The 21745-nt window shown below is 64.8% G+C and carries 27 protein-coding genes; 22 read left to right on the top strand and 5 right to left on the bottom strand.

The window, feature by feature from the left end; all coding sequences use genetic code 11:
* Positions 1–39: 39 nt before the first annotated feature.
* The gene (locus GH665_RS05840; RefSeq protein ID WP_246216148.1) at positions 40–633 is read right to left on the bottom strand and encodes an RNA polymerase sigma factor; all 594 of its coding nucleotides are present in this window, start codon (positions 631–633) and stop codon (positions 40–42) included.
* A gap of 329 nt (positions 634–962) precedes the next feature.
* Here GH665_RS05840 and GH665_RS05835 point away from each other — a divergent pair, with 329 nt between their 5' ends.
* Positions 963–2723 carry a hybrid sensor histidine kinase/response regulator gene (locus GH665_RS05835; protein WP_217361860.1) on the top strand — a complete coding sequence of 587 codons (1761 nt, stop codon included), beginning with the start codon at positions 963–965 and terminating at the stop codon, positions 2721–2723.
* A gap of 20 nt (positions 2724–2743) precedes the next feature.
* Here GH665_RS05835 and GH665_RS05830 read toward each other — a convergent pair whose 3' ends face one another.
* Positions 2744–3397 (bottom strand): response regulator transcription factor, encoded by a 654-nt coding sequence (locus GH665_RS05830; RefSeq protein ID WP_153135043.1) that lies wholly within the window; start codon positions 3395–3397, stop codon positions 2744–2746.
* A gap of 231 nt (positions 3398–3628) precedes the next feature.
* Here GH665_RS05830 and GH665_RS05825 point away from each other — a divergent pair, with 231 nt between their 5' ends.
* The 21 genes from GH665_RS05825 (at position 3629) to sctC (ending at position 20004) form a co-directional block, all read left to right on the top strand.
* Positions 3629–3949, top strand: a complete 321-nt coding sequence (locus tag GH665_RS05825) for a hypothetical protein (RefSeq protein ID WP_153135042.1) — start codon at positions 3629–3631, stop codon at positions 3947–3949.
* Between the two features lie 89 nt (positions 3950–4038).
* Positions 4039–4728 (top strand): hypothetical protein, encoded by a 690-nt coding sequence (locus GH665_RS05820; protein WP_153135041.1) that lies wholly within the window; start codon positions 4039–4041, stop codon positions 4726–4728.
* An 8-nt stretch (positions 4729–4736) separates the two neighbouring features.
* Positions 4737–5237: a SycD/LcrH family type III secretion system chaperone gene (locus GH665_RS05815; protein WP_153135040.1), complete on the top strand. Its 501-nt coding sequence runs from the start codon at positions 4737–4739 to the stop codon at positions 5235–5237.
* Positions 5234–6487, top strand: a complete 1254-nt coding sequence (locus GH665_RS05810) for a type III secretion system translocon subunit SseC family protein (RefSeq protein WP_153135039.1) — start codon at positions 5234–5236, stop codon at positions 6485–6487. Before GH665_RS05815 ends, GH665_RS05810 begins: the two co-directional genes overlap by 4 nt.
* Positions 6488–6514: 27 nt before the next feature.
* Entirely contained in the window at positions 6515–7717 is a 1203-nt protein-coding gene (locus GH665_RS05805; RefSeq protein ID WP_153135038.1) for a hypothetical protein, read from the top strand.
* Complete coding sequence (locus tag GH665_RS05800) at positions 7714–8196, top strand: hypothetical protein (protein WP_153135037.1); 483 nt, start codon at positions 7714–7716, stop codon at positions 8194–8196. Before GH665_RS05805 ends, GH665_RS05800 begins: the two co-directional genes overlap by 4 nt.
* Positions 8193–8603, top strand: a complete 411-nt coding sequence (locus tag GH665_RS05795; protein WP_153135036.1) for a hypothetical protein — start codon at positions 8193–8195, stop codon at positions 8601–8603. Before GH665_RS05800 ends, GH665_RS05795 begins: the two co-directional genes overlap by 4 nt.
* A 33-nt stretch (positions 8604–8636) precedes the next feature.
* Positions 8637–9080: an EscI/YscI/HrpB family type III secretion system inner rod protein gene (locus GH665_RS05790; RefSeq protein ID WP_153135035.1), complete on the top strand. Its 444-nt coding sequence runs from the start codon at positions 8637–8639 to the stop codon at positions 9078–9080.
* Entirely contained in the window at positions 9077–9916 is an 840-nt protein-coding gene (sctJ, locus tag GH665_RS05785; RefSeq protein WP_153135034.1) for a type III secretion system inner membrane ring lipoprotein SctJ, read from the top strand. Before GH665_RS05790 ends, sctJ begins: the two co-directional genes overlap by 4 nt.
* 11 nt (positions 9917–9927) lie before the next feature.
* Complete coding sequence (locus GH665_RS38685; RefSeq protein ID WP_167530912.1) at positions 9928–10587, top strand: hypothetical protein; 660 nt, start codon at positions 9928–9930, stop codon at positions 10585–10587.
* On the top strand, positions 10575–11276 hold the full coding sequence (locus GH665_RS38680; protein WP_167530911.1) for an HrpE/YscL family type III secretion apparatus protein: 702 nt from the start codon (positions 10575–10577) through the stop codon (positions 11274–11276). Before GH665_RS38685 ends, GH665_RS38680 begins: the two co-directional genes overlap by 13 nt.
* Positions 11273–12616 (top strand): type III secretion system ATPase SctN, encoded by a 1344-nt coding sequence (gene sctN / locus GH665_RS05775; RefSeq protein ID WP_153135032.1) that lies wholly within the window; start codon positions 11273–11275, stop codon positions 12614–12616. Before GH665_RS38680 ends, sctN begins: the two co-directional genes overlap by 4 nt.
* 13 nt (positions 12617–12629) lie before the next feature.
* Positions 12630–13181 carry a hypothetical protein gene (locus tag GH665_RS05770; protein WP_153135031.1) on the top strand — a complete coding sequence of 184 codons (552 nt, stop codon included), beginning with the start codon at positions 12630–12632 and terminating at the stop codon, positions 13179–13181.
* The gene (locus GH665_RS05765; protein ID WP_153135030.1) at positions 13178–13852 is read left to right on the top strand and encodes a hypothetical protein; all 675 of its coding nucleotides are present in this window, start codon (positions 13178–13180) and stop codon (positions 13850–13852) included. Before GH665_RS05770 ends, GH665_RS05765 begins: the two co-directional genes overlap by 4 nt.
* On the top strand, positions 13845–15041 hold the full coding sequence (gene sctQ / locus GH665_RS05760; RefSeq protein ID WP_153135029.1) for a type III secretion system cytoplasmic ring protein SctQ: 1197 nt from the start codon (positions 13845–13847) through the stop codon (positions 15039–15041). The genes GH665_RS05765 and sctQ overlap by 8 nt, the downstream gene beginning before the upstream one ends.
* A 2-nt stretch (positions 15042–15043) precedes the next feature.
* Positions 15044–15688: a type III secretion system export apparatus subunit SctR gene (gene sctR, locus GH665_RS05755; protein ID WP_408277069.1), complete on the top strand. Its 645-nt coding sequence runs from the start codon at positions 15044–15046 to the stop codon at positions 15686–15688.
* Complete coding sequence (sctS, locus tag GH665_RS05750) at positions 15685–15960, top strand: type III secretion system export apparatus subunit SctS (protein WP_153135027.1); 276 nt, start codon at positions 15685–15687, stop codon at positions 15958–15960. The genes sctR and sctS overlap by 4 nt, the downstream gene beginning before the upstream one ends.
* Positions 15957–16766, top strand: a complete 810-nt coding sequence (gene sctT / locus GH665_RS05745) for a type III secretion system export apparatus subunit SctT (RefSeq protein WP_153135026.1) — start codon at positions 15957–15959, stop codon at positions 16764–16766. The genes sctS and sctT overlap by 4 nt, the downstream gene beginning before the upstream one ends.
* A complete protein-coding gene (gene sctU / locus GH665_RS05740; RefSeq protein ID WP_153135025.1) occupies positions 16763–17812 on the top strand; it encodes a type III secretion system export apparatus subunit SctU in 1050 nt (349 codons plus the stop codon). The genes sctT and sctU overlap by 4 nt, the downstream gene beginning before the upstream one ends.
* Positions 17809–18207, top strand: coding sequence for a type III secretion system chaperone family protein (locus tag GH665_RS05735; protein WP_153135024.1), 399 nt, complete (start codon positions 17809–17811; stop codon positions 18205–18207). Before sctU ends, GH665_RS05735 begins: the two co-directional genes overlap by 4 nt.
* A 39-nt stretch (positions 18208–18246) precedes the next feature.
* Positions 18247–20004, top strand: coding sequence for a type III secretion system outer membrane ring subunit SctC (gene sctC, locus GH665_RS05730; protein ID WP_153135023.1), 1758 nt, complete (start codon positions 18247–18249; stop codon positions 20002–20004).
* Positions 20005–20069: 65 nt separating this feature from the next.
* Here the strand turns inward: sctC and GH665_RS05725 are convergent, their stop codons facing one another.
* From GH665_RS05725 to GH665_RS05715, 3 genes are all read right to left on the bottom strand, one after another.
* Positions 20070–20534 (bottom strand): hypothetical protein, encoded by a 465-nt coding sequence (locus GH665_RS05725; RefSeq protein WP_153135022.1) that lies wholly within the window; start codon positions 20532–20534, stop codon positions 20070–20072.
* Positions 20535–20670: 136 nt separating this feature from the next.
* Positions 20671–21075: a DUF4150 domain-containing protein gene (locus GH665_RS05720; protein ID WP_153135021.1), complete on the bottom strand. Its 405-nt coding sequence runs from the start codon at positions 21073–21075 to the stop codon at positions 20671–20673.
* A gap of 18 nt (positions 21076–21093) precedes the next feature.
* Complete coding sequence (locus GH665_RS05715) at positions 21094–21732, bottom strand: DUF3540 domain-containing protein (protein WP_167530910.1); 639 nt, start codon at positions 21730–21732, stop codon at positions 21094–21096.
* Positions 21733–21745: the final 13 nt, after the last annotated feature.

Here is a 21745-nt window from a genome sequence, read left to right as displayed (position 1 = left end):
CGGGTGCTCGGCGCGCGAAGCTTACGCACCGCGCGCTGGTCAATCCATCGCACCGAAACTGTCCCGCAGGGCCGCGCGTGCCCGCGAAAGCCGGCTGCGCACAGTTCCGATCGGAATGCGCAGCATCGCGCTCACCTCCTCATAGCTCATTTCCCGCACGCCCACCAACAGCACGACCTCGCGCATTTCCTGCGGCAGCGCGTCGATCTGCGCGAGCAGCACGCGGAACGCCTGACGCCCTGCCACAACCTGTTCGACACTCGCTCCTACGTCTAGCGTCGCCTCCTCGTTCTCGCAACTCTCGAACATAAAACGTCGTTCTGGGCAGCGGTTGAGGTGATTGCGGATGAGATTCACGGCTATGCCGTACAACCAGGTCGAGAGTCTGGCGTCGCCACGATAGCTGTCGAACCCGCAGGCAGCCTCGACAAAAGTCTGCTGGGTGATTTCCTCCGCAATGTAGACACTCCCCGTGCGGCGCAGCACGAACCGGTACAACCTGGCGCCGTGCTTCTCGACCAGATCGCGAAACAGTTTTTCCCGACATTCCCGCTCCGCGTGCCGCGGCTCCTTATTGATTCCGGCCTGTCGAGACGCACGCTCGCTGGCCTTTCGTGCAGATTCACTTACCACAGGCTCCCCAATCCGCGCCGGACTGCAACGCCTGGCAGGTCCAATACGTCGGCAAAGGTGTCGGGAGCAGCCGGCAGTTTGAGCGCGCCGGCTCCGATCGACTACCCAATTAATATGGATACCTCATCAATCAAATGGCAACATTCTGGCCGGCGCATTCGGAACCGACCTTTACAGCGAAGCGATGCTACGGGACGGCAATGTCCTCCGCATTGGACTAAGGTCCAGGGGACACAATTTAGCCGATTCCGTCTTGCCGAGCTCGGACTAATGCGGCAATCTCATGGGAAATGATCTGCTGGGGTTGCAAATACACACGTGGAGATATGATGAGGTATCCCGATCGGCCAGTCAGCAACCGGAGCGATGAGAAGCCCGATTCGTCCGAGGTGGATTCGCTTCGCCATCATCTTCACGTCTCCGCTACGTCGATCCTCATTGGCGGCGCATGTGTCGCGCTCGCGGTCAGGGGCCACGCCAACCGGCCTATGTTGCTGGGCTGGCTGGCGGTGAGCGGCGCGCTCTGCGTGCTGCAATATGCGCTCGCCGCCGACTACCGGCGCGCGCTGCGCAATGTCCGCACCGTGCGCCGCTGGAAAATCTGGGCGATCTCGGCGGCCGCGCTGGCCGGCGCACTGTGGGGCATTCCCGCAGCCTATTCAATGACCTATGCGCCGTCCCCCCAGCAAACCCTCATTCTCGCGTCATTGCTGACAGTCGGCGTTGGCGCGGCGCTCGCGTACAGCTCCTGCGTGCTGCTGGTCTTCGGCTTTCAGCTGTCAACATTCCTGCCCGTACTCGCGATGTTCGCCAGCCGCGTGAACATCTACTATTCCGCGCTGGCGTTCATCGTCACGCTTTACCTGATCGCCAGTTCATCACTGTCTCTCCGGATGCACCGAACGCAGCGCCGCTCGCAGCGCACCGACCGCGAGAACGCCACGCTGCGCGTGCGACTGCAACAGGAGCAGGCGGCCACTGAACGCAGCAATCAGGCGAAAACGCATTTTCTCGCGGCGGCCAGCCATGATCTGCGCCAACCTGTGCAGGCGCTCAGCCTGTATCTAGGTGTGCTAAAGGAGCAGCCGCTCGCGGAAAAGAGCCGCTATCTGGTCGAGAACATTTCGAAGGCCGTGGCCGCAATGGGTTCGCTCTTCAACGCGCTGCTCGATGTGTCGCGACTGGACGCCGGTGTCGTGCAACCTTCGCGCCGCGCCTTTTCTATCAGCGCGCTGTTCGATGAAATCAAGGTCGAGTTCGGCGCACAGGCGGCGTCCCGCGGGCTGATCCTGCGGGTGCGCCGAAACGCGCCGGTCGTGTATTCGGACCGCGAACTGGTTGGTCGCATCGTGCGCAATTTCGTCGACAACGCGGTACGCCACACACAGCAGGGCTGGATTCTGCTTGCGTGGCGGCGTGTGGGCCGCACGGTACGCATTGAAGTATGGGACACCGGACCCGGCATTGCAGAGCCTGAGCGGGAACGGATCTTCTGGGAGTTCTACCAGTTGTCGAACCCCGAGCGGGATCGCAACAAGGGGCTCGGGCTTGGACTGCCGATTGCGCAACGCATCGCGACCCTCCTCGATCACCCGCTCGTCCTGCGCTCAACGCTCGGGCGCGGCTCGATATTTTCGCTGGCGATACCGGCGAGCGCGGCAGACGACATCGTCGACGGGACGCTGGCGAATCAGCAGGCGTATGCGCCCTCGCGCGGCCGCTTCGTCGGCGTGGTCGAACGCGACGACGAAAGCCGCGACGGGCTATCGCTGCTGTTCGAAGCGTGGGGATATCGGACACTGAGCGTTGCAAACGTCACCGAACTGCTTGCGTCAGCACGCGCACAAGCCGGCCGGCTGGAGCTCATCATCGTCGGCACCATGGCGCCCGGCGATAGCGCGGGTGGCGAGGCTGGACACGCTTTACGTGACGCGCTGGCCGATCCTGCGCTACCAGTCATCTTCATTGGCGACCACACATCCCCGCCAGCCACATCCGGCTGGCCCGTGTTGCGCAAGCCGGTCGATCCCGACGGTCTGCGTGCACTCGCCGCCACACTGCTAGCGCAGCGAACGGCAAACAACCGGTAAGCCCGCAGCGCGGGCGCCGGTCAAGGCGACCCGCTGCCCCTTCTGCCCTTGAAGCTGCGCGAGCGCATGGCCATCAGTACCGCCTGGGTTCGATTCGGCACTTCCAGCGCCGCGAAGATCCCTGACACGTGCGCCTTGACCGTCTTCTCGGTCATGTTCAGCCGGTTGGCGATATCACCGTTGCGCAACCCTTCGCACAGCAGCCACAGCACCTCGAACTGACGCGGTGTCAGTCGCTGCATCGCCTCGTCCGTGCTGTTCATCGGCGTGCCGGCGGGCGGCTCGCCATATTGCGGCGGCAACTGCTCGTGACGCAACGCCCTGCGCACGGCGTCGAGCAACGCCTCGCTGTCAGCGGATTTGTGCACGAATCCGTACGCGCCCGCCGCGAGCGCGCGCTGGCGGTCGTCCGGATGATCGGAGCCCGACAACACCATCACGGGCACCTGCGGCCGCAATTGCAGGATCTGTTCGATCAGTTCGGTGCCGTCCGTGTCGGGAAGGTAGTAGTCAGTCAGCACGATAGCAATATCGGCATGCACCCGTAGCGCCCTTAGTGCCTCGACACCGCTCGACGCGGTACGGATCTGCAGGTCGGGTTCGCCCTGCCCGATAGCGAGAACAACGCCTTCCCGAAACATCGCGTGGTCGTCAATAAATAATGCCGTAGCCATATTGCACTACCCCCCGGTAGTCAAATCATCGCTGAAAAATGGCTGCCTGGATGTTCCGCAGCGTTCAAGACCGGTCATTCTTTTTCTTCGAACAGGTGTGATCCGTATAAAGGCGCATTTTTTTGAATCTCACTTCCACTTCGCGAATAAAGCGTAATTGCGACGGAACTGGATTTACATTTTTCGTTACTCAAGCTGCATCAAACATAACACGGCTCGCGCCGATAGACCATGGTTAATACTCCGCCCACCGGATCAGACTTTGCAGCGACAACGGATAACGACCGCAATCGCCTTGTCGCGGATGCACTGAGTGCGATTAAAGAAGCACGGGCCAAAGTGGAGATCGAAAACCAGTCATTCCGGGAGTTATATGCGCAAGTACTCGCGCAGGTCGGCAGCGACATGCCTGAGAGCCTGCTCGAAATAAAAGAATTTTCGGATCAGTTGGCGAGCACCATCGAATGTCGTCAGCAGGCGGCCAGTGCGGACACTGCCGACATGAGGTTGCCCGCCGTTTCGCGGCAAAGCGTCAAACGCAAAGCCGTTTAGCCGGATAGTCCGGCCCAATGCGGCGCGCCGCCTGTCCAACGAATCAACCACATATCGGCGGCGCGCCCGACCTCTGAATGGAGCACTGTATGAGCTTATCGCTAAGCACTTCTCCCGTTGTTAACGCCTCGCAAACGCCCGACTCTTCGAACAGCCCGATCGATCTGCTGGCCACTGCCGGGGGCCGAAAATTCAATCTCATCAACGTCATCCGCGCAGTTCAATTTGCATTCATGGACCGCAGCGAAACCGCGATCCTGGAGATGAAGCAAACCATGGACGTGCGCGACTACAAATCGCGCTGCATCCAGGTCGGCATCGCGGCTGCGCAGAGCAGCCAGAAAGGCCTGAACGACGATGACTGGAATATTCTCCAACCAGTCGACTATGAATCGGTCATGAACGGACCGAACGATATGAAGTTACCCTTCACTCCGCCGAGCAGGGACGAAGTTGGTGGAGACGACGCCAAGTACAACAGTGCGGTCACCAAGGCGTACTTTGAACAGGTCCTCGGACTGAAGTGGAACGATGGCTCCAGCGGCACCTGTCGCGGTCCCGACGACGACCACGCTGCCGACGTCGAGACCGGTCAACTTTCCGCCTGGGTCAGCTCGCTGCAATCCTCGCAGACCACCAACAGCAACGCGAACTCGCGCGAGATGATCGACCTGAACTCGAGCATCAAGCAGTACAGCACGGCGAGCGACATGGTGTCGGAAGTCCTGACGACGGGCTATCAGATGCTCAAGTCCATTATCGGCAATCTCAACCGGTGAGTGACACTATGCTCCCCTCCTTCCCCGACCCGCAGGTCGAAGCGATCGTCAAGGACGTCATGCAGTACATCGCCGACGGACATACGCCGGCCACGTTGCGCGGGTTATCCGCGAGCGATTACGAGGCTGCGTACTCAGTCGGCCATCAAATGTACGAACAGGGTTCTTACGAAGACGCGCTGCAGATATTCGGGTTCCTGATGACGCTCGATTACCTGGACAGACGCTTCGCGCTTGCCTTTGGCGCCTGTCTGCAGATGCTCGGCCGTTATGAAGCCGCACTGAAGTACTACGTGCTGTGCGTAACGCTCGATCCCAACGACTACACACCGGCGCTGCACATGGCCGAATGCTTTCTTCAACTCGGTCGCCCCGGCGACGCGCGCAATGGTTTGCGCGCGATCGTCGCCGACTACGAGCGGCGCGGCGTCGCAGATCCGCTCGCCGATCGCGCCCGCGCGATGCTCGAATTGATGCCGGGTGAACCGGAAAAAACGGAGATTCAATGAGCAACACTATTGCTGAAACCAGCAGCGCGGCTTATGTGCCGCGTGGCGGTTCCGCCGAAGACGGCACGACCGCCGAAAAAACGTCTAACCGCTCGAGCGACCGCCGCCTCGCAGGCGGCGACCCGCTCGCCGAGCCGACGCTCACGCTCGACCCGTCCAGGTTATCCGCGCAGTCCGCGCGCGGCGCGCAATCGGCATCGTCCGCATCGCCGGCGTTCACGCAGCGGCCCATGCTGAGCCCATCCACGAGCGCAAGCGCGAACGCCCCGCTGAACCTGAACCGGATGATCGCGCTCATCACCGACAAGCAATTCGACAATGTCGAGATCCAGACCAATGGTGCACGCGAACGGCTGGAAACCGCCGCGACGGTCAACGAGGATCTGGCCGCCAAGCGCGCCACGCTGTTCGAAGACCGCCTCGCGAAGCTCGCCGAAGCATCGAAGACCCAGAGCTCGACGCTCGATTGGGTGCTCAAGGGTGTCGGCCTTGCGGGCGCCGCGCTCGCGCTGGGGGCGGCCATTGTGTTTACCGGCGGGCTCGCCGCGCCACTCGTCATCGTCGCGGGCATCGGCCTCGCCGCCGCGCTCGTCGACACCGCGAGTTCGATCAGTCAGGCCGCTGGCGGCCCCTCGCTCGATCCGGCCGAGTGGTTGCAGCGTGGCTTCACGTCGATGCTGGAGTCGTTCGGTGTACCGAAGGACCAAGCCGAGGCTGGCGGGAAGATCATGGCTATTGTCGCGTTCGTGGTGGCGCCTCAGGCGATCGGCAACGCGGCCGGCGGCATCGCGCAACTTGCCGGTGCCGACGAAGCCACTCAGGCGATCATCAGCGGCGTCGTGACGGGCGTGGCCCAGATCGGCATGTCAATCGGCACCGTCGCCATGAGCGGCGGCGCAGGCGCCGCGGCCGCAGCCGGCAAGGTCGTGTCGACGGTGGAGGTTGCCGCGAAGTGGGTCAATACCGGCACACAGGCCGTGTCGTCAGCCGGCAACATCACCGGCGGCGGCCTCAAGGCCGCGACCGTCACGCGCACCTACGAGGCCGATCTGCTGAAGGTGGACGCGACGCGGATCGAGGCGAATCTCATGGGTGTGCAGCGCGACACTCAAACCCAGCTCTCGACGTACGAGACCGCGGTGTCGATCTTTGCCCTGCTCGTGGGGAAGATCACCGAAATGCTGAAACAGAGCGCGGAAATGCAGAAAGCGCAAATACCCTCGTCGGCCCTCTCGAACCAGAACGCCTGAGCGGCACGCCACTCGAAGGAAAATATCATGATTTCCAGTACCCGAATCGAACACGCAATGCCGTCCTCAATCCCGGTGCAAGACGCCGCGCCGGCTACCGGCGTTGCCGTGTCCGGCCAGAGCCTGAGCATCACGGTCGTTCAAGCGCTCGACGACGACGCTGACAGCGTGCCCGGCGCACTCTCGCGCAAGATCGACGCCACCGTGCTCGGTGCAACGGCGCCGCTCGACGCCAACCGTGCAGCCGCGGCATTTGGCGACCTCTCTCGCGCGCGCTTCTCGTTCGCCATCGTCGACTTGTTTATCGCCGAAATGCTGGAGGAAACCGACAAGATCCGGCATGAGGCCACCGTCGATAAACAACGCACCCTGACCCTGCAGATCGCCACCAAGAACAAGGAGGTCGACACGCTCAAATCAGAGGCAGGCATCCGGCTCGCGGGAGGCTTGATTTCGGCGGGCGGCCAGGCGGCGGCGGGACTCGCGGACGGCATGTTCACGATCCGTGCCTCCAGCACCCTCACCGAGGCGCGTGGAGGCTCTGCGGCAAAGCAGGTCACCACCGGCGCCAAACAGAATGCGGCCTCGACAAACCAGATCGAACAGACTACGGCCTCGGCGAATCTGTCCAACCAGTCGAAACAGATCCAGCAAGCGACGCTCGAAGATACCGCTATCACGACGCAGGCCAAGTCCGGCAGTACGACGCAGGCGAAGGTTGGCGGCAATCTGGACGACGGGGCGTCGAGCAGCAGCGGGTCCAACGCGACGGACACGCAGCGTTCGACGGTGGGCACCACAACCACCACATCTCCTTCGCAACAGGCGGTTGGCAAACAATCGAGTTCGTCGACCGACCCGAAGGCCGACCCAAAGACAGACCCGACGTCTGACCCGAAGCCCGACGCAAAAACCAATACGAAGGCGAAGCCCAGGTCCGACAAGATGACCGAGGTCGACCTTCATCTCGCGAAAGGTCGTGCGCTTTCGACGCTTAGCCAAGGCGCAGCCGGAGCCGGCAGCGCCGGCTTCACCTTTGCCGCCGACAAGCAGAACGCCGAGAAGGAAAAGCTGGCTGCCGCGAGAATGGTGTACGAGTCCGCAACTGGGTCGGCGGAAACACTATCGGGCGAATTTCAGCGCGCATACGGCCGCACACTCGACAGCCTGGACGGCATCGTCCGTTCCACGAACGACGCGCAACGCAACGCGGCCAGCGTTCGCGCATGAGCACGCCCGACCGCTCCGCCGCCGCGGCCGGGCAGACGCTCGCCGCGTGCTTCGCGAACATGCAGCGGCGCGCCGCGGCTGTGCCGCTGCAACCCGCCACGCTCGAGGCCATCTCCGTGCTTGCACACGCACGGCTTGGCCTCGGGCAACTCGCCGAGGCACAGCAGATGTTCACGATCCTCACGCTGCACGCGCCGGCCTCCACTACGTATCGCTACGGGCTCGCACGCGCCCGTCAGCTGAGCGGAGACCCCGACGGCGCGCTGCGCGACTACATGCTCGCGATCGCTCTCGGCGCGCTGTCGCCCGCGTTCGATCTGCGCATCGCCGAATGTCAGGCGGCGCTTGGACAATCCGCGCAGGCGCTCGAGACGATCCATGACGCGCTTGCGCGCATCGCCGCCGACGCTGATCCCGCCAGCGCCGAGGTGCGCGAGCAACTGACGCGCTGGCAAACGCTGCTGGGAGGTCAACCATGAGTGAGCAGGCAATCACGCCCGGCGGTGCACTCCTCTCCAGCGACGAAGTGCATCTACTCGCAAGCGTCGGCTTCCTCGCCTCGGGCGTGGGGCTCGCGGGCTACGCAGCCGACATCTTCAATGCGCTTGCGCTACTACGCTCCGACAGCACGTTTCCACATGTGGGCAACGCCATCGCTCTGATGAACGCGCGACGCCCACAGGAAGCCGCGCACTATCTGCAAGCCGAAGCGCTCCAGAAATTCCCCGACGACGTCGAGCTTCAATCGTTTCTCGCGCTCGCGTTGCGCCTCGCCGGCGAAAGCGGGCGCAGCGAAGCGCTGCTGCGCCAGATCGTCGCTTCGGCCAACAAGGCTCGCGCAGCTGCGCCCCTCGCGCAAGCGCTGCTCGCCCCCCCCTCACGCTAGCTCCGCACTGCCCGCCACCAGGACGCCGACGTCATGCCTGCACCCACGCCTCCAGCCGCCGTCGCACTCACCCAGCAGGCCATCGCGCCGCCTGCTTCACCGGACACCACGCTCGCGCCGGTCGCCGTGCCCCCGCCGCCGAGCAGCGCGAGCATCGAGCGCTTTCGCAACGCGCTCACGGCTGCCGCGTTTGCACCGGGCAACGCCGTTTCGGCGCCGATCGCCGCCACGCCAGGCGCCGCCACTGCCGGTGGCCCCATCGGCACACGTATTCTCAACGGCTTGCGGACCATGTCCAGTTCAATGGAAACCGACCTGCACCAGGTCAGCTCGGCCGTCACGAACGGTATCGGCACGCTTCAGGAGGTGATGCGCGCGCAGGTGTCGCTGGTCTCGTGGTCCTACCAGACGGAACTGCTGACGAAGTCGGTTGCGAAGGCTTCGCAGGACGTCGATCAACTGTTGAGAATGCAATGACGACTCATCTCGGCGCTTGCTCGCGCCTCTCCCGCCAGGTCCAGCCGAACCGCGTACTGCGCCTGCTCGGCATCGTGCTGCTGTGCGCCACGCTAGCGGCCTGCAGCAGCCGTACCGAGCTATTTGCCGCGCTACCCGAAAACGAGGCGAACGAGATGCTCGCCGTCCTGCTGAACGCCGGCATCGGTGCGGACAAACAGACCGTCAAGAGTGGCGTGTCGGTGCTGGTGGACCGGGATCGGGTCGCGCAAGCCATCACACTTCTGCAAAGCCAGGGACTGCCGCACGATCCGCACATCACGTTTGGCCAGATGTTCCGCAAGGACGGGTTGATCTCGTCGCCGGTCGAGGAACGGGCCCGCTATGTCTACGCGATGTCCGAGGAACTCTCCTATACGCTCAGCCAGATCGACGGCGTACTGAGCGCCCGCGTCCACATCGTGCTGCCCGAGCAGAATGCGCTCGATGGCGCACCCCAGCCGTCATCCGCCGCGGTGTTCATCAAGTACCGGCCCGATTCGCCGCTCGACACTTTGCAGCCGCAGATGCGCAGGCTTATCGCCGACAGCATTCCCGCCCTCTCGCCCGACAAGATCTCGTTCGTGTTCGTGCCGGGGTTGGCTCCGCCGGCCTTCGCGCAGGCGCATCCGCAAGCGTCGACGCGCTGGCGCGAATTGCTTGGTCTGCGGGTCGCGGCGGACTCGTACGCGCCGCTCGTCGGTACCCTGATCGCCGCCGCGCTCGTCGCGCTGACTGGCCTGGTCGGTGGCGGCGCGCTAGCGTGGCGCGGGCGCGTCGTGGCGCGCGTCGAGCCGCGCGCCGAAACCGTGACTTGAGCGGCGACGCTATGTTCACTTCGTCCGCCTGGCATCAACTCTTTACGACGCAACGCGCGCGCGTGCCGTACGTCGTGAACTTCGCCCTCAACCCCGCGCAGGATGCGCTGCCGTCGCGCATCGCCGGCGCACTCGGCGTGCCGGCCGCGTTCGTGGAGACCAGCCATCGGCGTGATGCGCGCCCGTGGTCGCGCCGTCTGCTCGAACACCACGCCGAACTCGAACAGCTTGCTCCAGACATTGACGTATGCGGCGACGCGCTGTGGCTCGCGCTGCTCGCACCGAGCGAGCAGCGTCGGCTCGCCGCGCATGTCGGCGCCGCCCGCCTCTCGCGCGCGCTGCGTCAGCTCGTGAGCCGCGACGCACTCGCGCCGTTTGCGACGCGCGATCTGCTCGACGTCGTGCGCTTCGCGCAACGCCTCGAACAGGAAGACATCTTCACGCTGCGCGACGCGCCCGCGTGGCAGCCGCGCCGGCTCGCGCGCGCGACGCTGCCACTCGGCTTCGCCTGTCTGTGGCGCGCACAGGCGAGTGTGCCGGCGCGCCTCGCATGGCGCTGGCAGTTGCGCCATCCGGTGCCGGTCCGTGCCGACGCCGCCCTCGACCCGCACCATGCGCTGCGTCTATGCGTATCGGTTGCCACCCAACTGGAGCCGGCATGGATTTCATGAAGCGTCTATCGGGTGGCCAGGCCGAGGCGGGCATCCGTCTCACGCCCGGCCAAAGCGTGATTCCGCGCGAACAGGTCTGGCTGCTCTCGCGCGCCACGCAGATTGTCGACGACGCGCACGCCGAAGCGCGTCGCATTGCCGTTGCCGCCCAGCTCGCCTATGAGGAGGCGCGCAGCGAAGGCTACCGGGAAGGCCGCGACGCCGCGCGAAGCGAACACGCGCTGCATATGGTCGAACAGGTAGCCAGCTCGCTCAACTACCTGGAGCTTGTCGAGTCGCGCATGATCGAGCTCGTGCTCGCAGCGGTACGCCGCATCGTATGCGAAGTCCCGGACCAGGAGCGGGTGACGAGCGTGGTGCGCAGCATTCTCAGCGCGGCGCGCAATCAACCGCAACTGACGCTGCGCCTGTGCCCCACCGAAGCCGATCTCGTGCAGCCGCAACTGGGTGCTATTCTCGCGGCCTATCCGGGCATCCGCGCCTTGCAGGTGCAGCCGGACACTCAAGTCGCGCCCGGCAGCGGTATTCTCGAGTCGGAACTCGGCTTTGTCGAAACGTCGCTCGAAAGCCAGATCGGCGCGCTGCGCGGCGCGCTGAAAAAAGTGTTCGGCCCTGGTCGTCCGGTTCCGGTTCCGGATACGACGCCGCAGCGGGACGCCGACGGCCCATTCGCGGCCGGCCTGCAATGAACCAGTTCAGCCACATCGCCGATCTGATGGCGCTCGCCATCCAGGATGCGCCGCTCATTCAGTTCAAAGGGCGCGTGCTGCAAGTCGTCGGTACGCTGATCCGCGCAACCGCGCCGTCCGTGCGCATCGGCGAAATCTGCCGGCTGCGCAATCCAGGCGATCCCGTCGAAACGCAGGCGGAGGTGGTCGGCATCACGCGCGAAGCCGCTTTGCTGACACCACTTGGCAGCACGCATGGCATTTCATCGTTTACCGAAGTGATTCCGACCGGCCGCACCCACATGATTCCCGTGGGCAATGCGCTGCTCGGTCGAGTCCTGGACGGGCTCGGTCAACCGCTCGACTACGACGCACGCGGCCCCTTGCGCGCCGACGCCCACTATCCGGTCTATGCAGAGGCGCCCCATCCACTGCGGCGGCGCCCGATCGAAACGCCGTTGCCGCTTGGAGTGCGCGTGCTCGACGGCCTGCTCACGTGCGGCGAAGGCCAGCGCATCGGCATTTTTGCCGCCGCCGGTGGCGGCAAGTCGACCTTGCTCGCCATGCTGGCCAAGGGTGCCGATGTCGACGTGACCGTGATCGCGATGATCGGCGAACGCGGGCGCGAGGTACGCGAGTTCATCGAGCACGAACTCGGTGAGGACGGCCTCGCGCGCGCGGTCGTGGTGTGCGCGACGTCGGATAAATCGTCAATGGAGCGCGTGAAAGCGGCCTACGCGGCTACTGCGATTGCCGAATACTTCCGCGATCAGGGCAAGAAGGTGCTGCTGCTGATGGATTCGGTCACGCGTTTCGCCCGCGCCCTGCGCGAAATCGGTCTTGCGTCCGGCGAGCCGCCGACCCGCCGCGGCTATCCGCCCTCGGTGTTCGCCACGCTGCCCCGGCTGATGGAGCGCCCGGGCAACGTCGAGCGCGGGTCGATCACGGCGCTGTACACCGTGCTCGTCGAAGGCGACGACATGACCGAGCCCGTCGCCGACGAGACCCGCTCCATTCTCGACGGCCACATTGTGCTGTCGCGCCAGCTCGCCAATGCAGGTCATTATCCGGCGATCGACGTGCTCGCGTCGGTGAGCCGCGTGATGACGTCCGTGGCGACACCCGCGCACCAGACGCATGCGCGCCGCGTGCGCGAGCTGCTCGCGAAATACAACGAGGTGGAACTGCTCGTGAAGATCGGCGAGTACCGCACCGGCAGTGATCCGCTCGCCGACGAGGCCGTACAGAAGATCGACGCGATCCGCGCGTTCCTGCGCCAGGAAACGGACGAGCATGCCGGCCTCGACAGCACGGTCGCACAGCTCGCCCGACTCGCCGACAGTTCCTCGCCAGGCCGTTGACCCACACCTGATCATGACTCACTCCATCAATTCCTCCCGCACGGCAGACAGCCTTGTTCGCACTGCCCAGCTCCACGAGCGCAGCGCCGAGCACGAGCTGGCGAAAGCGCAAGAACAGACGCGCAACGCCGTCGCTGACGTCGCAACAGCACGCCGACGCGTGAGCGAAAACCAGCAACTGGCCCAGGACACGCTGGCACGCGAGGACCACGCGCTGCTGGCGGCGGGGACCGTATCGGTCGGACAGTTAAACGCATGCAACAACCGCATCAGCTTGAGCCGCCAGCAGGTGATCGTTGCACGCGAAGCGGAAAAGTCGAGCGAGAGCGTGCTGAGCGATGCGCACCGCGACGAGGACGAAAAACGCCGGCAGCGACTGCGCGCGGAACGCCGGGTGATGAAAATGGAGACGCTCGCTACCCGGCTGGGCGACGAGGAGCGGCAAATCCAGCAGCAGCGGGACAACGAAGACATGGACGAAAACAGCCTGGAGATTCACCGCCGCAACACGTTGGACGTGGAGCAGGACACGGCGCCGGACGCAGACGGAATACACACACGATGAAACCAGTACGGGGACCTCACGGCGCCGACACCGCCCGGCGCAACGACCGCGGCGATGACCGCCCTCGACAGCCGGCGCTCATCGCGATCACACGGACCGGCGCGTCGGCCAGCGATGAAGACCGCTTCCGGCGCGCGCTGCGGGCCGAGGACGAGTCGAATGACGACGCGTTCTCGCCCGCTGTGAAGCGGCAGCCGCCAATCTACGGCTCTGTCGATGCGCAAGCCGAATCCGGTACGCCGCAGCGAGTCGCGCACCAGCAGCAGACTGAGCGACAAGCCGACGTCACGCCAAGGTCGATGCCGACACCGGCATCGACGTCCGAATCCGCCCGCACGGCCACCCGTTTCACGCACGAGGACGTCCGCGTTGTGTGTGCATGCGCGACGCGCCTGTGGGCCGGCCTTGCCGACGACCGGCGAGCCGTTCACGCCGAACTGAACGAACCCGAGCTCGGCGGCATCGTTGTGACTGTCGTCGACGAACCGGCCGCGCTGCACGCGAGGATCGCGTGCACCACGCACGAAACGTTCGAGCGGCTGGCCGGTGCGCGCTACACGATCGCCTCAACGCTAGCGCAGCGCATCGGGCGCTCCGTGAGCGTCGTGATCGCCCTGTCCGGCAATCTGGAACGAAGCGTCGAAGCCGTGGCGCAACCCACTCATGAATAACGACCTGCCCCGCCCCCCGCATCCTCACCGCTATGCACCGCCCCGTCTGCGCCGAGACGAAGCCATCGCGCAGACCGCGATTGCGCAACACGGCCGCCACATCGCGTTGCCAGGCGAGGACAACCACGTCGCGTCGCTCAGCCCCTTGCCACACGGCAGCGCGCGCGAGCCATCGCGGGCGCCGCCATTGTTGTCGATGGCGTGGTCCGGCGGACGGTTCGATCTGTTCGGCGATCCGGGCATCGTCGACGCGATCGTGCTCGGTCAGTTTGGCGCATCGGCGGCCACGCAAGCGCCGCACACCTTGCGGGCCGTCGCATTCGAATACTGGCTGCACGAACTGCTCGAGCGCCACGGACTGAGCGTACGTGGCGCGCCCCAGTTCCTGGAACTGTCGCAAGCGAGCCTGCCGTTTCGCTACCGCTGGCGTATCCAGCACGCGGCCAGCACGCATCCCACCGAGGCGGCCGGCGAACTGCATTGCAACGCCACCGGACACTTCCTGCTGGCGAGCCTGCTCGGCCGCCGGCCCGTCAAGACCACCATTGCGTTCGCCAACGCGCTGCCGCTGCAGCAGCGCCTGGGCGTCGGCTGCTGCCGGGTGGCAAGCGGCACGTTGCGCTCGCTGCGCCGGCACGACGTACTCGTGGTGCAGGACCAGCACTGGCGTAGTGGCGAATTGCAGGTGCGGGCGAGCCCGACGCTCGCATGGTGCGCGCGCTTCGAAAAATCAACCCTGATTGTGACCCGCGGACTTTATTCAATCATGAACCCGTCTACCGATGATTTCCCCGCCGACATGCCGGAGCATGCGCACACCAGCGTCAGCGATGGCACGACCGATAGCCACGGCAATCCGGCCACCGTTATTGCCGACAGCGACGCCATTTCCGCGCACGGCGCACCTCAGGCGCTCGCGCCAGCCGTTGCCGATATGCGCGAACCCGTCGCCGAAGCACTCGAACAGGTGCCCGTCATGCTGCATTTCGACCTCGGCCACTGTGACATGACGCTCGCGCAACTGCGCGCGCTCGCGCCCGGCAGCGTGCTGGAACTCGGGCGCGCGCCTGGACGCGCCGTGGCGATCCGCACCAACGGCCTGCTGGTCGGCCACGGCGAGCTGGTTGAAATCGACGGACTGCTCGGCGTGGCCGTGACCGATCTGCGCTGGCCGGGAGAAGAACGGTGAACATTCCCATCGATCCGCTTGGCCTGTCGATCACCCTGGCGCTACTGTCGCTCGTGCCAACGCTCGTGATCGTCTGCACGTCGTTTCTGAAGATTTCGACGGTTCTCCTGATGCTGCGCAATGCCCTCGGCGTGCAGCAGATTCCGCCGAACATCGCGCTGTACGCGCTGTCGCTGATCCTGAGCGCCTACGTGATGATGCCGGTCGCGCAGCGCATCTACGATCAGGTGGCGGCCACGCCCGAGCAGACCCGCAGCGTCGACACCTTCTTCAAGCAGGTTCAGGCGGCATCCGATCCGCTGCGCGGCTTCATGATGCGCAACTCGGAGCCTGCGCAACGCACGTTCTTCGTCGCCACGGCGCGCCGGCTGTGGGGTCCCGATACACCCGCTGATCTGAAAGAGGACAACTTCCTCGTATTGATGCCGGCATTCATGGTGAGCGAGCTGACCCGCTCGTTCCAGATCGGCTTTCTGCTCTATCTACCCTTTCTTGTCATCGACCTGGTGGTGTCGAACATCCTGCTTGCGATGGGCATGATGATGGTATCGCCAGTGATGATCGCGCTGCCGATCAAGCTCTTTCTGTTCGTCATGCTCGACGGCTGGACGCGCCTGATTCACGGCCTTGTGCTCTCATACGTATGACATCCGTCGATCTCACCGCGTACCTCGCGCAGATGCTGTACCTGTCCTTGCTGCTTTCGCTGCCGGTGATCATCGCCGCCTCGACAGTCGGCGTGCTGCTCGCGGTGCTCCAGGCGCTCACGCAGATCCAGGAGCAGACGCTGCCGACCGCGATCAAGCTCGTCGTCGCGGGTGTCACGCTGTTCCTGACCGCACGCTGGATGGGCAGCGAACTCTATCTGTACGCCGTCAGCATTTTCGATCTGCTGCCGAAAATCGGGGCGCGGGGATGAGCGAGCTCGACCTGCCCCTCGTGATGGGGCTCTCGGCCAAATCCCTGGCGCTCGGCTGGCTCACGGCACTGCCGCGTCTCGTTGCCGCGTTCGCGCTCGTTCCTATCATCACGCGCTCGGTGTTCCCCGGGCTGCTGAGCGTGTCGATCAGCGCGGGATTCGCGCTGGTCGCCGCGCCCGCGATCGCGCCACACCTCGGCACGGATATCTCGACCGGGGCGATGCTCGCGATCGCGCTGAAGGAATGCGTGGTCGGTCTGATGCTCGGGTTCATGCTCGCGCTGCCTTTCTGGGCAGTGGAACTGGTCGGCTTCCTGATCGACAACCAGCGCGGCGAAAGTATTTCGGCAACGCTCAATCCGATTGCCGGTCACGACACGTCCACGCTCGGCCAGCTTTTCAGTGTGGCATTCGTCGTGTTCGTGCTGACGAGCGGTGGCTTTTCGCGGCTGCTGCGGATTCTCTACGACTCGTACACGCTGTGGCCGCCGCTCTCGTTCTGGCCGATGCTGTCGCGCGCGAATGCCTCGTTCTGGCTGTCAAGTCTGAACGGCATGCTGGAGACGATGCTGATGCTGAGCGCACCGGTGGTGCTGGCCATGTTGCTGGTTGAACTCGGGCTCGCGCTCGTCTCGCACTTCGCGCCGCAATTGCAGGTCTTCTTCCTCGCGATGCCGCTCAAGAGCGCACTCGCGCTGTTCGTGCTGACTGTCTACGTGGTCACGATGTTCGACTACCTCGGCCGCCAGTTCAACGGTATCGCGACGCTGCTGCCGCGCCTGGGCGTCTTGCTGGGGCGGCCATGAGCGAAAAAACCGAACAACCCACCTCGAAACGCCTGCGCGATGCGCGTGAGGAAGGTCAGGTCGCGCACAGCAAGGACTTCTCGCAGGCAGTACTGATTCTCGCGTACCTGATCTATCTGACCACCAACGGCTCGGGCATGGCCGACCACATGGCCAAGCTGATGCTCGCTCCCGCCGAGGTGATAAACCTGCCGCTTCCCATCGCCCTCGACTCGCTCGGCAAAACCCTGCTCGACGAGGGCATCGCGCTGATGCTGCCGTTCATCCTGATCCCGGTCCTGCTCGGCATGGCGGTCGAAATCGCGCAGGTCGGTTTCACGCTGTCGTTCAAGGCGCTCGTGCCGTCCGGCAAACGCCTGAACGTCGCCGAGAACGCCACGAACATCATCTCGAAGAAGAGCGTGGTGGAACTGCTCAAGTCCGCCATCAAGATCGCCGTGCTGTCGTGCATCGTATGGCTTGTGATCTCCCACAACCTGCGCTACCTGGTCTGGCTGCCGAGCCTGACCGTCTCCGGCGGCGCGGCGGTATTCACGAGCATGGTGACCACGCTGACACTCGCGCTCGCGCCGGTCTATATCGCCCTCGCGGGCGCGGACGTGGTATGGCAGCGCCGCCAGCATAACAAGCAACTGATGATGAGCCGCGAGGAAGTGGACCGTGAATACAAGGAAGCGGAAGGCGACCAGCAGATCAAGGGACGCCGCAAGGAGCTGCACCGTGAACTGGCAAGCAACGAGGACGTGCAACGCAGCGCATCCGCCAGCGCGCTGGTGGTCAACCCGACACATGTGGCGGTCGCGCTCTTCTACGACGAGGCGCGCACCGCGTTGCCGCTGGTGTGGGCCAGGGGCCGCGACGGCCACGCGCAGCAGATGATCGGCGCGGCGCGCGCCGCCGGCGTGCCGGTGCTGCGCGATGTGAACCTCGCGTGGTCGCTGTACGAGCATGGCGAGAAAAATCAGTACATCCCCAGCGATCTGATCGGGCCGGTGGCCGAGATCATTCGCATCGTCAATGAGATGAAACAGGAAGGCACGCTATGACCGATTTGCTGAAAGCCTGCCCCGGCCTTGCGCTCTGGCTTGAACGACGTCAGCTGTGGCGTTCGATGTGGCAGCCGGAGAACGAGCTGGAGCTGCAGATCGCCGCGCGGTCGTCGCTGCATGTGCGGCTCGGCGCGCAACGGGTCGTGGTGCGCTCGCCGCTGGCGCCGCTGCCGCAGAATGTCACGTCGCGCAGTCAGTTGCTGCGCGAAGCGCTGACTCGCGCCGGCGCGCTACTCGGCGAAACCAGCGGTGGCCTCGCGGTCGATCCCGCACGCCAGCAGTTGTGGTGGCAGGACACCTGGGCGCTCAACGCGAGTGAACCGGAAGTGGACGCCGCGCTCGCGGCGTTTCTGGACACCGCGCAAACGCTCGGCGATGTGCTCCCGCGCTAGCCCTCCTCCAAACCGATACCCACGCATGCAGGGAGCGTCATGAATCCAGTCCGTCACCGCCTGGCCAGATCGGTGTCCGCCGCACTGCTCGCCTCGCTCTTTGCGGCAACGCAGAGCGCGCAGGCCGCGGCCCCGCCGTGGCCGTCCGTCAACTACTCATACTATGCTCAAAACGAAAGCCTGGCGCGCGTGCTCAGCGATTTCGCGGCGGCCTTCAGCCTCACCCTCGACATGAGCCCCGCGGTCGAAGGACGCCTCACCGGCCGCTTCAATACGGCGAGCCCCACCGACTATCTGAACCGTCTCGGCGGCATCTACGGCTTCAGCTGGTACACCTACGGCGGCACGCTCTACGTCAATCGCAATAGCGACACCGTGACCGCCACGATACCGGTGAGCGGCGGCAACACCGTGGCCGCGCGCACGGCGCTCACGGATCTCGGCGTGCTCGATCCACGCTTCGGCTGGGGCGACATGCCCGACCAAGGTGTCGTGATGGTCAGCGGACCGCCGCAATACGTCGCGCTCGTACAGCGCAGTCTCGCCGGATTGCCACGCGTGGATCAGCGTCAGGACATCGCAGTGTTCCGTTTGCAGCACGCGCAGGTGGACGACCGCGCGATCCAGTATCGCGACAGCCAGATTGTGATTCCGGGCGTCGCCACAACCCTGCGCAATCTGCTGCAGGACGCGGGCGGCTTCGGCAATACGATGCAGCCTGGCGCGCCGGCTCGCGCGGTTGCGAACGGCGCACTGCCGTCGTTGCCGGCGCTCGCGGCCGCGGCGCCGCTCGCCGGCGCCGCCGCTGGGTTGACGCCGCCGGTCGCGGCCCCGGCCGCCGGCACGCAGCAAAACGCCGGCCCAGGCGGCGCTCTGCTGCGCGGCGCGGTCGAACCGTTCCCGGCGCTCAATGCCGTGATCGTGCAGGACGCGCCGGAACGCATGCCGGTCTATGCGGCCCTCATCAAGCAGTTGGACGTTCCGACCGCGTTGATCGAAATCGAAGCCATGGTCATCGATGTGGAAAAGTCGCATATCGACGAACTCGGCGTGAACTGGCGTGGCCAGATCGGCAATGTCGCGGGCGGCGTGAGCGGCGGCACGATCGCGCTCGCGGCCGGCGCGGGGACCGGCCTGCTTGCGAGCGCGGGCAGCTATTTCGCGAGCCGCATCCGCGCGCTCGAGCAAGCAGGCGACGCACGCGTGGTGTCGCGCCCGTCTGTCGTCACGAGCGACAACGTCGGTGCGGTGCTAAACCTGAACCAGACCTTTTACGTGAGGACCGTCGGCGAGCGCGTGGCGTCGGTCACGCCGGTCACTGCGAACACCACGCTAAAGGTGACGCCGCGCGTTGTGCAGCGCGACGGGCAAAGCGCCATCCAGATGGCTATCGACGTTCAGGACGGCCGCGTAATCGATCATTCGGTGGACGATCTGCCGACGGTCGTGACCAGCGCGGTCAGCACGCAGGCCGTCGTACGCGACGGCGAGAGTCTGCTGGTGGGTGGCTACGACACCGACGAGGCAAACGTGTCAAGCGGCGGCGTGCCGTTTCTCAGCAAGATACCGGTACTGGGCTATCTGTTCGGCCGGCGCTACAGCACGACCCAACAGCGTGAACGGATGTTCCTGATCCGCCCGCATGTCGTGACGCTCGCGAATGAGGTGACGCAAAGCGTGCCGCCGGGAAGCTTGCCTGTGATTCAGCCACCGGCGCTGCGGCCGCTGCCCGCGTTGCCGCAACCGCCGACCAGCCCGCCGTCCAGTGGCCTCGGTATCGCGCCCGCGGTGCAGTAGGAAAGGACGATCCGAAGAGTTCGTGAAGTCCGGCCCGCGCATTCGAAACGCGAGCCGCATTCTCGTTAGCGCATGCGGGACAGCATAAAGCGCTCCAGCACTTCTTTTGCGTCGCCAAGAAATACGTCTGGATACCGAATAAAAGTGCCGCGAAATGCCCACGCGAGCGCGTGGCTTTCGCACGAGGTCGCGAGTTGCCTATCGGCTTGCAAGATGAAGTCTTCTGCCACGGCGATCGGCCCTTGCCGCGCGATCGCCGTCAGGATTGCGGCCCACGCCGGCCTGCGCCGGGAAGTCGTCGTCATCGTGACGATGGTGTTCACTATCGCCACCGCCGGTGGCGTAAACGGTGGATTGGCCAGCAGCAGGCGCCGCTGCGCGGATAGCGGATCGTCGCGCAGGAACTCGGCAACATTCTCGAAATCGCGCTCCAGCCGGTTCACGGGCCCGTCGTGCGCAAGCACCATCATGCGAATCTGTTCGATGGTCATACCGGCATCGGGGCCGTCGTACGAAATTATGTAGTCCAAGGCTTTTACCTACAGGCGACGCGGCAGCTACGCCCCCTTTCACGACCCGGGTGCGCCGGCCGCCTTGCTGCGACCCGCCGATCGAATCGCTTTGAGCTATCGCTTTGTAACCTCGGTGCCGTTGGCGTTCCCAACCCTACGTCAAAATCATGACAACGGTTTGAGACGGTACGATCACCACGCCTTCCGTATTGGGCAGCGCGCCGTTTTGCGCCATTGCGCCCGTCAGCCGCGTAGCCGGCACGCCCTTTATCATGACCCTGATGCTCGCGGTTATGAATGTAGCCTGCCCCATGATCTCGCCCGAAATCACGCCACCGCCGGTACCGGCCTCGTCGCCCTGGCTGAACGTAATCACACTCGTCTGGTTGAGCGCCGGCATGCCGCACACCAGCACGCTATCGACCGCCGTATCCGGATCGGCACACGCGCCCGACGCCAGGTTCGGATAGGGCACCGGCACCAGCGCGGGGCCGGCGGGCGTCCAGCACACGTCAGGAAATGCGAATGCCATGCCGCCCGCGCAGGTCATCTGAAACATGCCGCCTCCTTCGCGGGCCTAGCCCAGTTGAATGTCGCCGTCGGTGTCCGCCTTCACGCGCTCGGTGCCGAACAGACTGATGTCCTTCGCTTGCGCGGACCAGTCTTCCGTCACCCGTTGACGCAGTGAATTGGCGCTGTGCTCCTCATGGCCCGCAACGTGCCGCGAAGCCTCGCCAAAGTACTCGCGCTTTTCCGCCGCGGCCTCCACACTGCGTTCGCTCCACGTGCGCTGGTCGCGCCATGAGAATTCCGCCACGTCGCCATGGCAATGCAGCACGCCGCTCGACCAGTCGCAATGCGCGAATCGCAGCGACGCGCGTGCGGCCTCGATCGAGAGGACACCGCTCTCGGCCGCGAGCGTCACGCCCTCGCCCATGTCAAGCAGCACCGCGCCGCCGGCTTGCGCCGCGCGCGACAACACCGTGACAACGTAGGCGTCGCGCTCCGTGACCGACACGAGCACCATGTCGCCGACGTCGGGACGTAACAGGCAGCCGTCCGCGACACTCGCGCATAGCGAACCGGTCTCGCAAACGACAGCAAGGGAGCGGTCGGTGCCCCGCGCAATGACCCGCGCGTGGTGAAAAACGGCAGCCGACGAGGTCTGGGTCTGCTGCGTGAGTGATTGCCGTCGCGAATTCCGTACAGACTGCATGATTCGTTCTCCC

Origin of the sequence: Paraburkholderia agricolaris, from assembly GCF_009455635.1 — a bacterium.
Classification (GTDB): Bacteria; Pseudomonadota; Gammaproteobacteria; order Burkholderiales; family Burkholderiaceae; genus Paraburkholderia; species Paraburkholderia agricolaris.
The sequence above is the reverse complement of the archived record's forward strand: the minus strand, read 5'-3'. Positions and strand labels throughout refer to the sequence as shown.

Excerpts from the sequence above, each read along its gene's own strand:
- GH665_RS05820 (WP_153135041.1), top strand. The coding sequence starts at position 4,039 with ATGAGCTTATCGCTAAGCACTTCTCCCGTTGTTAACGCCTCGCAAACG.
- GH665_RS05815 (WP_153135040.1), top strand. The coding sequence starts at position 4,737 with ATGCTCCCCTCCTTCCCCGACCCGCAGGTCGAAGCGATCGTCAAGGAC.
- sctQ (WP_153135029.1), top strand. The coding sequence starts at position 13,845 with ATGAATAACGACCTGCCCCGCCCCCCGCATCCTCACCGCTATGCACCG.
- GH665_RS05770 (WP_153135031.1), top strand. The coding sequence starts at position 12,630 with ATGACTCACTCCATCAATTCCTCCCGCACGGCAGACAGCCTTGTTCGC.
- GH665_RS05735 (WP_153135024.1), top strand. The coding sequence starts at position 17,809 with ATGACCGATTTGCTGAAAGCCTGCCCCGGCCTTGCGCTCTGGCTTGAA.
- sctJ (WP_153135034.1), top strand. The coding sequence starts at position 9,077 with ATGACGACTCATCTCGGCGCTTGCTCGCGCCTCTCCCGCCAGGTCCAG.
- GH665_RS05800 (WP_153135037.1), top strand. The coding sequence starts at position 7,714 with ATGAGCACGCCCGACCGCTCCGCCGCCGCGGCCGGGCAGACGCTCGCC.
- GH665_RS05835 (WP_217361860.1), top strand. The coding sequence starts at position 963 with ATGAGGTATCCCGATCGGCCAGTCAGCAACCGGAGCGATGAGAAGCCC.
- GH665_RS05805 (WP_153135038.1), top strand. The coding sequence starts at position 6,515 with ATGATTTCCAGTACCCGAATCGAACACGCAATGCCGTCCTCAATCCCG.
- sctC (WP_153135023.1), top strand. The coding sequence starts at position 18,247 with ATGAATCCAGTCCGTCACCGCCTGGCCAGATCGGTGTCCGCCGCACTG.
- GH665_RS05790 (WP_153135035.1), top strand. The coding sequence starts at position 8,637 with ATGCCTGCACCCACGCCTCCAGCCGCCGTCGCACTCACCCAGCAGGCC.
- sctS (WP_153135027.1), top strand. The coding sequence starts at position 15,685 with ATGACATCCGTCGATCTCACCGCGTACCTCGCGCAGATGCTGTACCTG.
- sctU (WP_153135025.1), top strand. The coding sequence starts at position 16,763 with ATGAGCGAAAAAACCGAACAACCCACCTCGAAACGCCTGCGCGATGCG.
- GH665_RS05810 (WP_153135039.1), top strand. The coding sequence starts at position 5,234 with ATGAGCAACACTATTGCTGAAACCAGCAGCGCGGCTTATGTGCCGCGT.
- GH665_RS05795 (WP_153135036.1), top strand. The coding sequence starts at position 8,193 with ATGAGTGAGCAGGCAATCACGCCCGGCGGTGCACTCCTCTCCAGCGAC.
- sctT (WP_153135026.1), top strand. The coding sequence starts at position 15,957 with ATGAGCGAGCTCGACCTGCCCCTCGTGATGGGGCTCTCGGCCAAATCC.
- GH665_RS05715 (WP_167530910.1), bottom strand. The coding sequence starts at position 21,732 with ATGCAGTCTGTACGGAATTCGCGACGGCAATCACTCACGCAGCAGACC.
- GH665_RS38685 (WP_167530912.1), top strand. The coding sequence starts at position 9,928 with ATGTTCACTTCGTCCGCCTGGCATCAACTCTTTACGACGCAACGCGCG.
- GH665_RS05720 (WP_153135021.1), bottom strand. The coding sequence starts at position 21,075 with ATGTTTCAGATGACCTGCGCGGGCGGCATGGCATTCGCATTTCCTGAC.
- GH665_RS05825 (WP_153135042.1), top strand. The coding sequence starts at position 3,629 with ATGGTTAATACTCCGCCCACCGGATCAGACTTTGCAGCGACAACGGAT.
- GH665_RS38680 (WP_167530911.1), top strand. The coding sequence starts at position 10,575 with ATGGATTTCATGAAGCGTCTATCGGGTGGCCAGGCCGAGGCGGGCATC.
- GH665_RS05765 (WP_153135030.1), top strand. The coding sequence starts at position 13,178 with ATGAAACCAGTACGGGGACCTCACGGCGCCGACACCGCCCGGCGCAAC.
- GH665_RS05830 (WP_153135043.1), bottom strand. The coding sequence starts at position 3,397 with ATGGCTACGGCATTATTTATTGACGACCACGCGATGTTTCGGGAAGGC.
- sctN (WP_153135032.1), top strand. The coding sequence starts at position 11,273 with ATGAACCAGTTCAGCCACATCGCCGATCTGATGGCGCTCGCCATCCAG.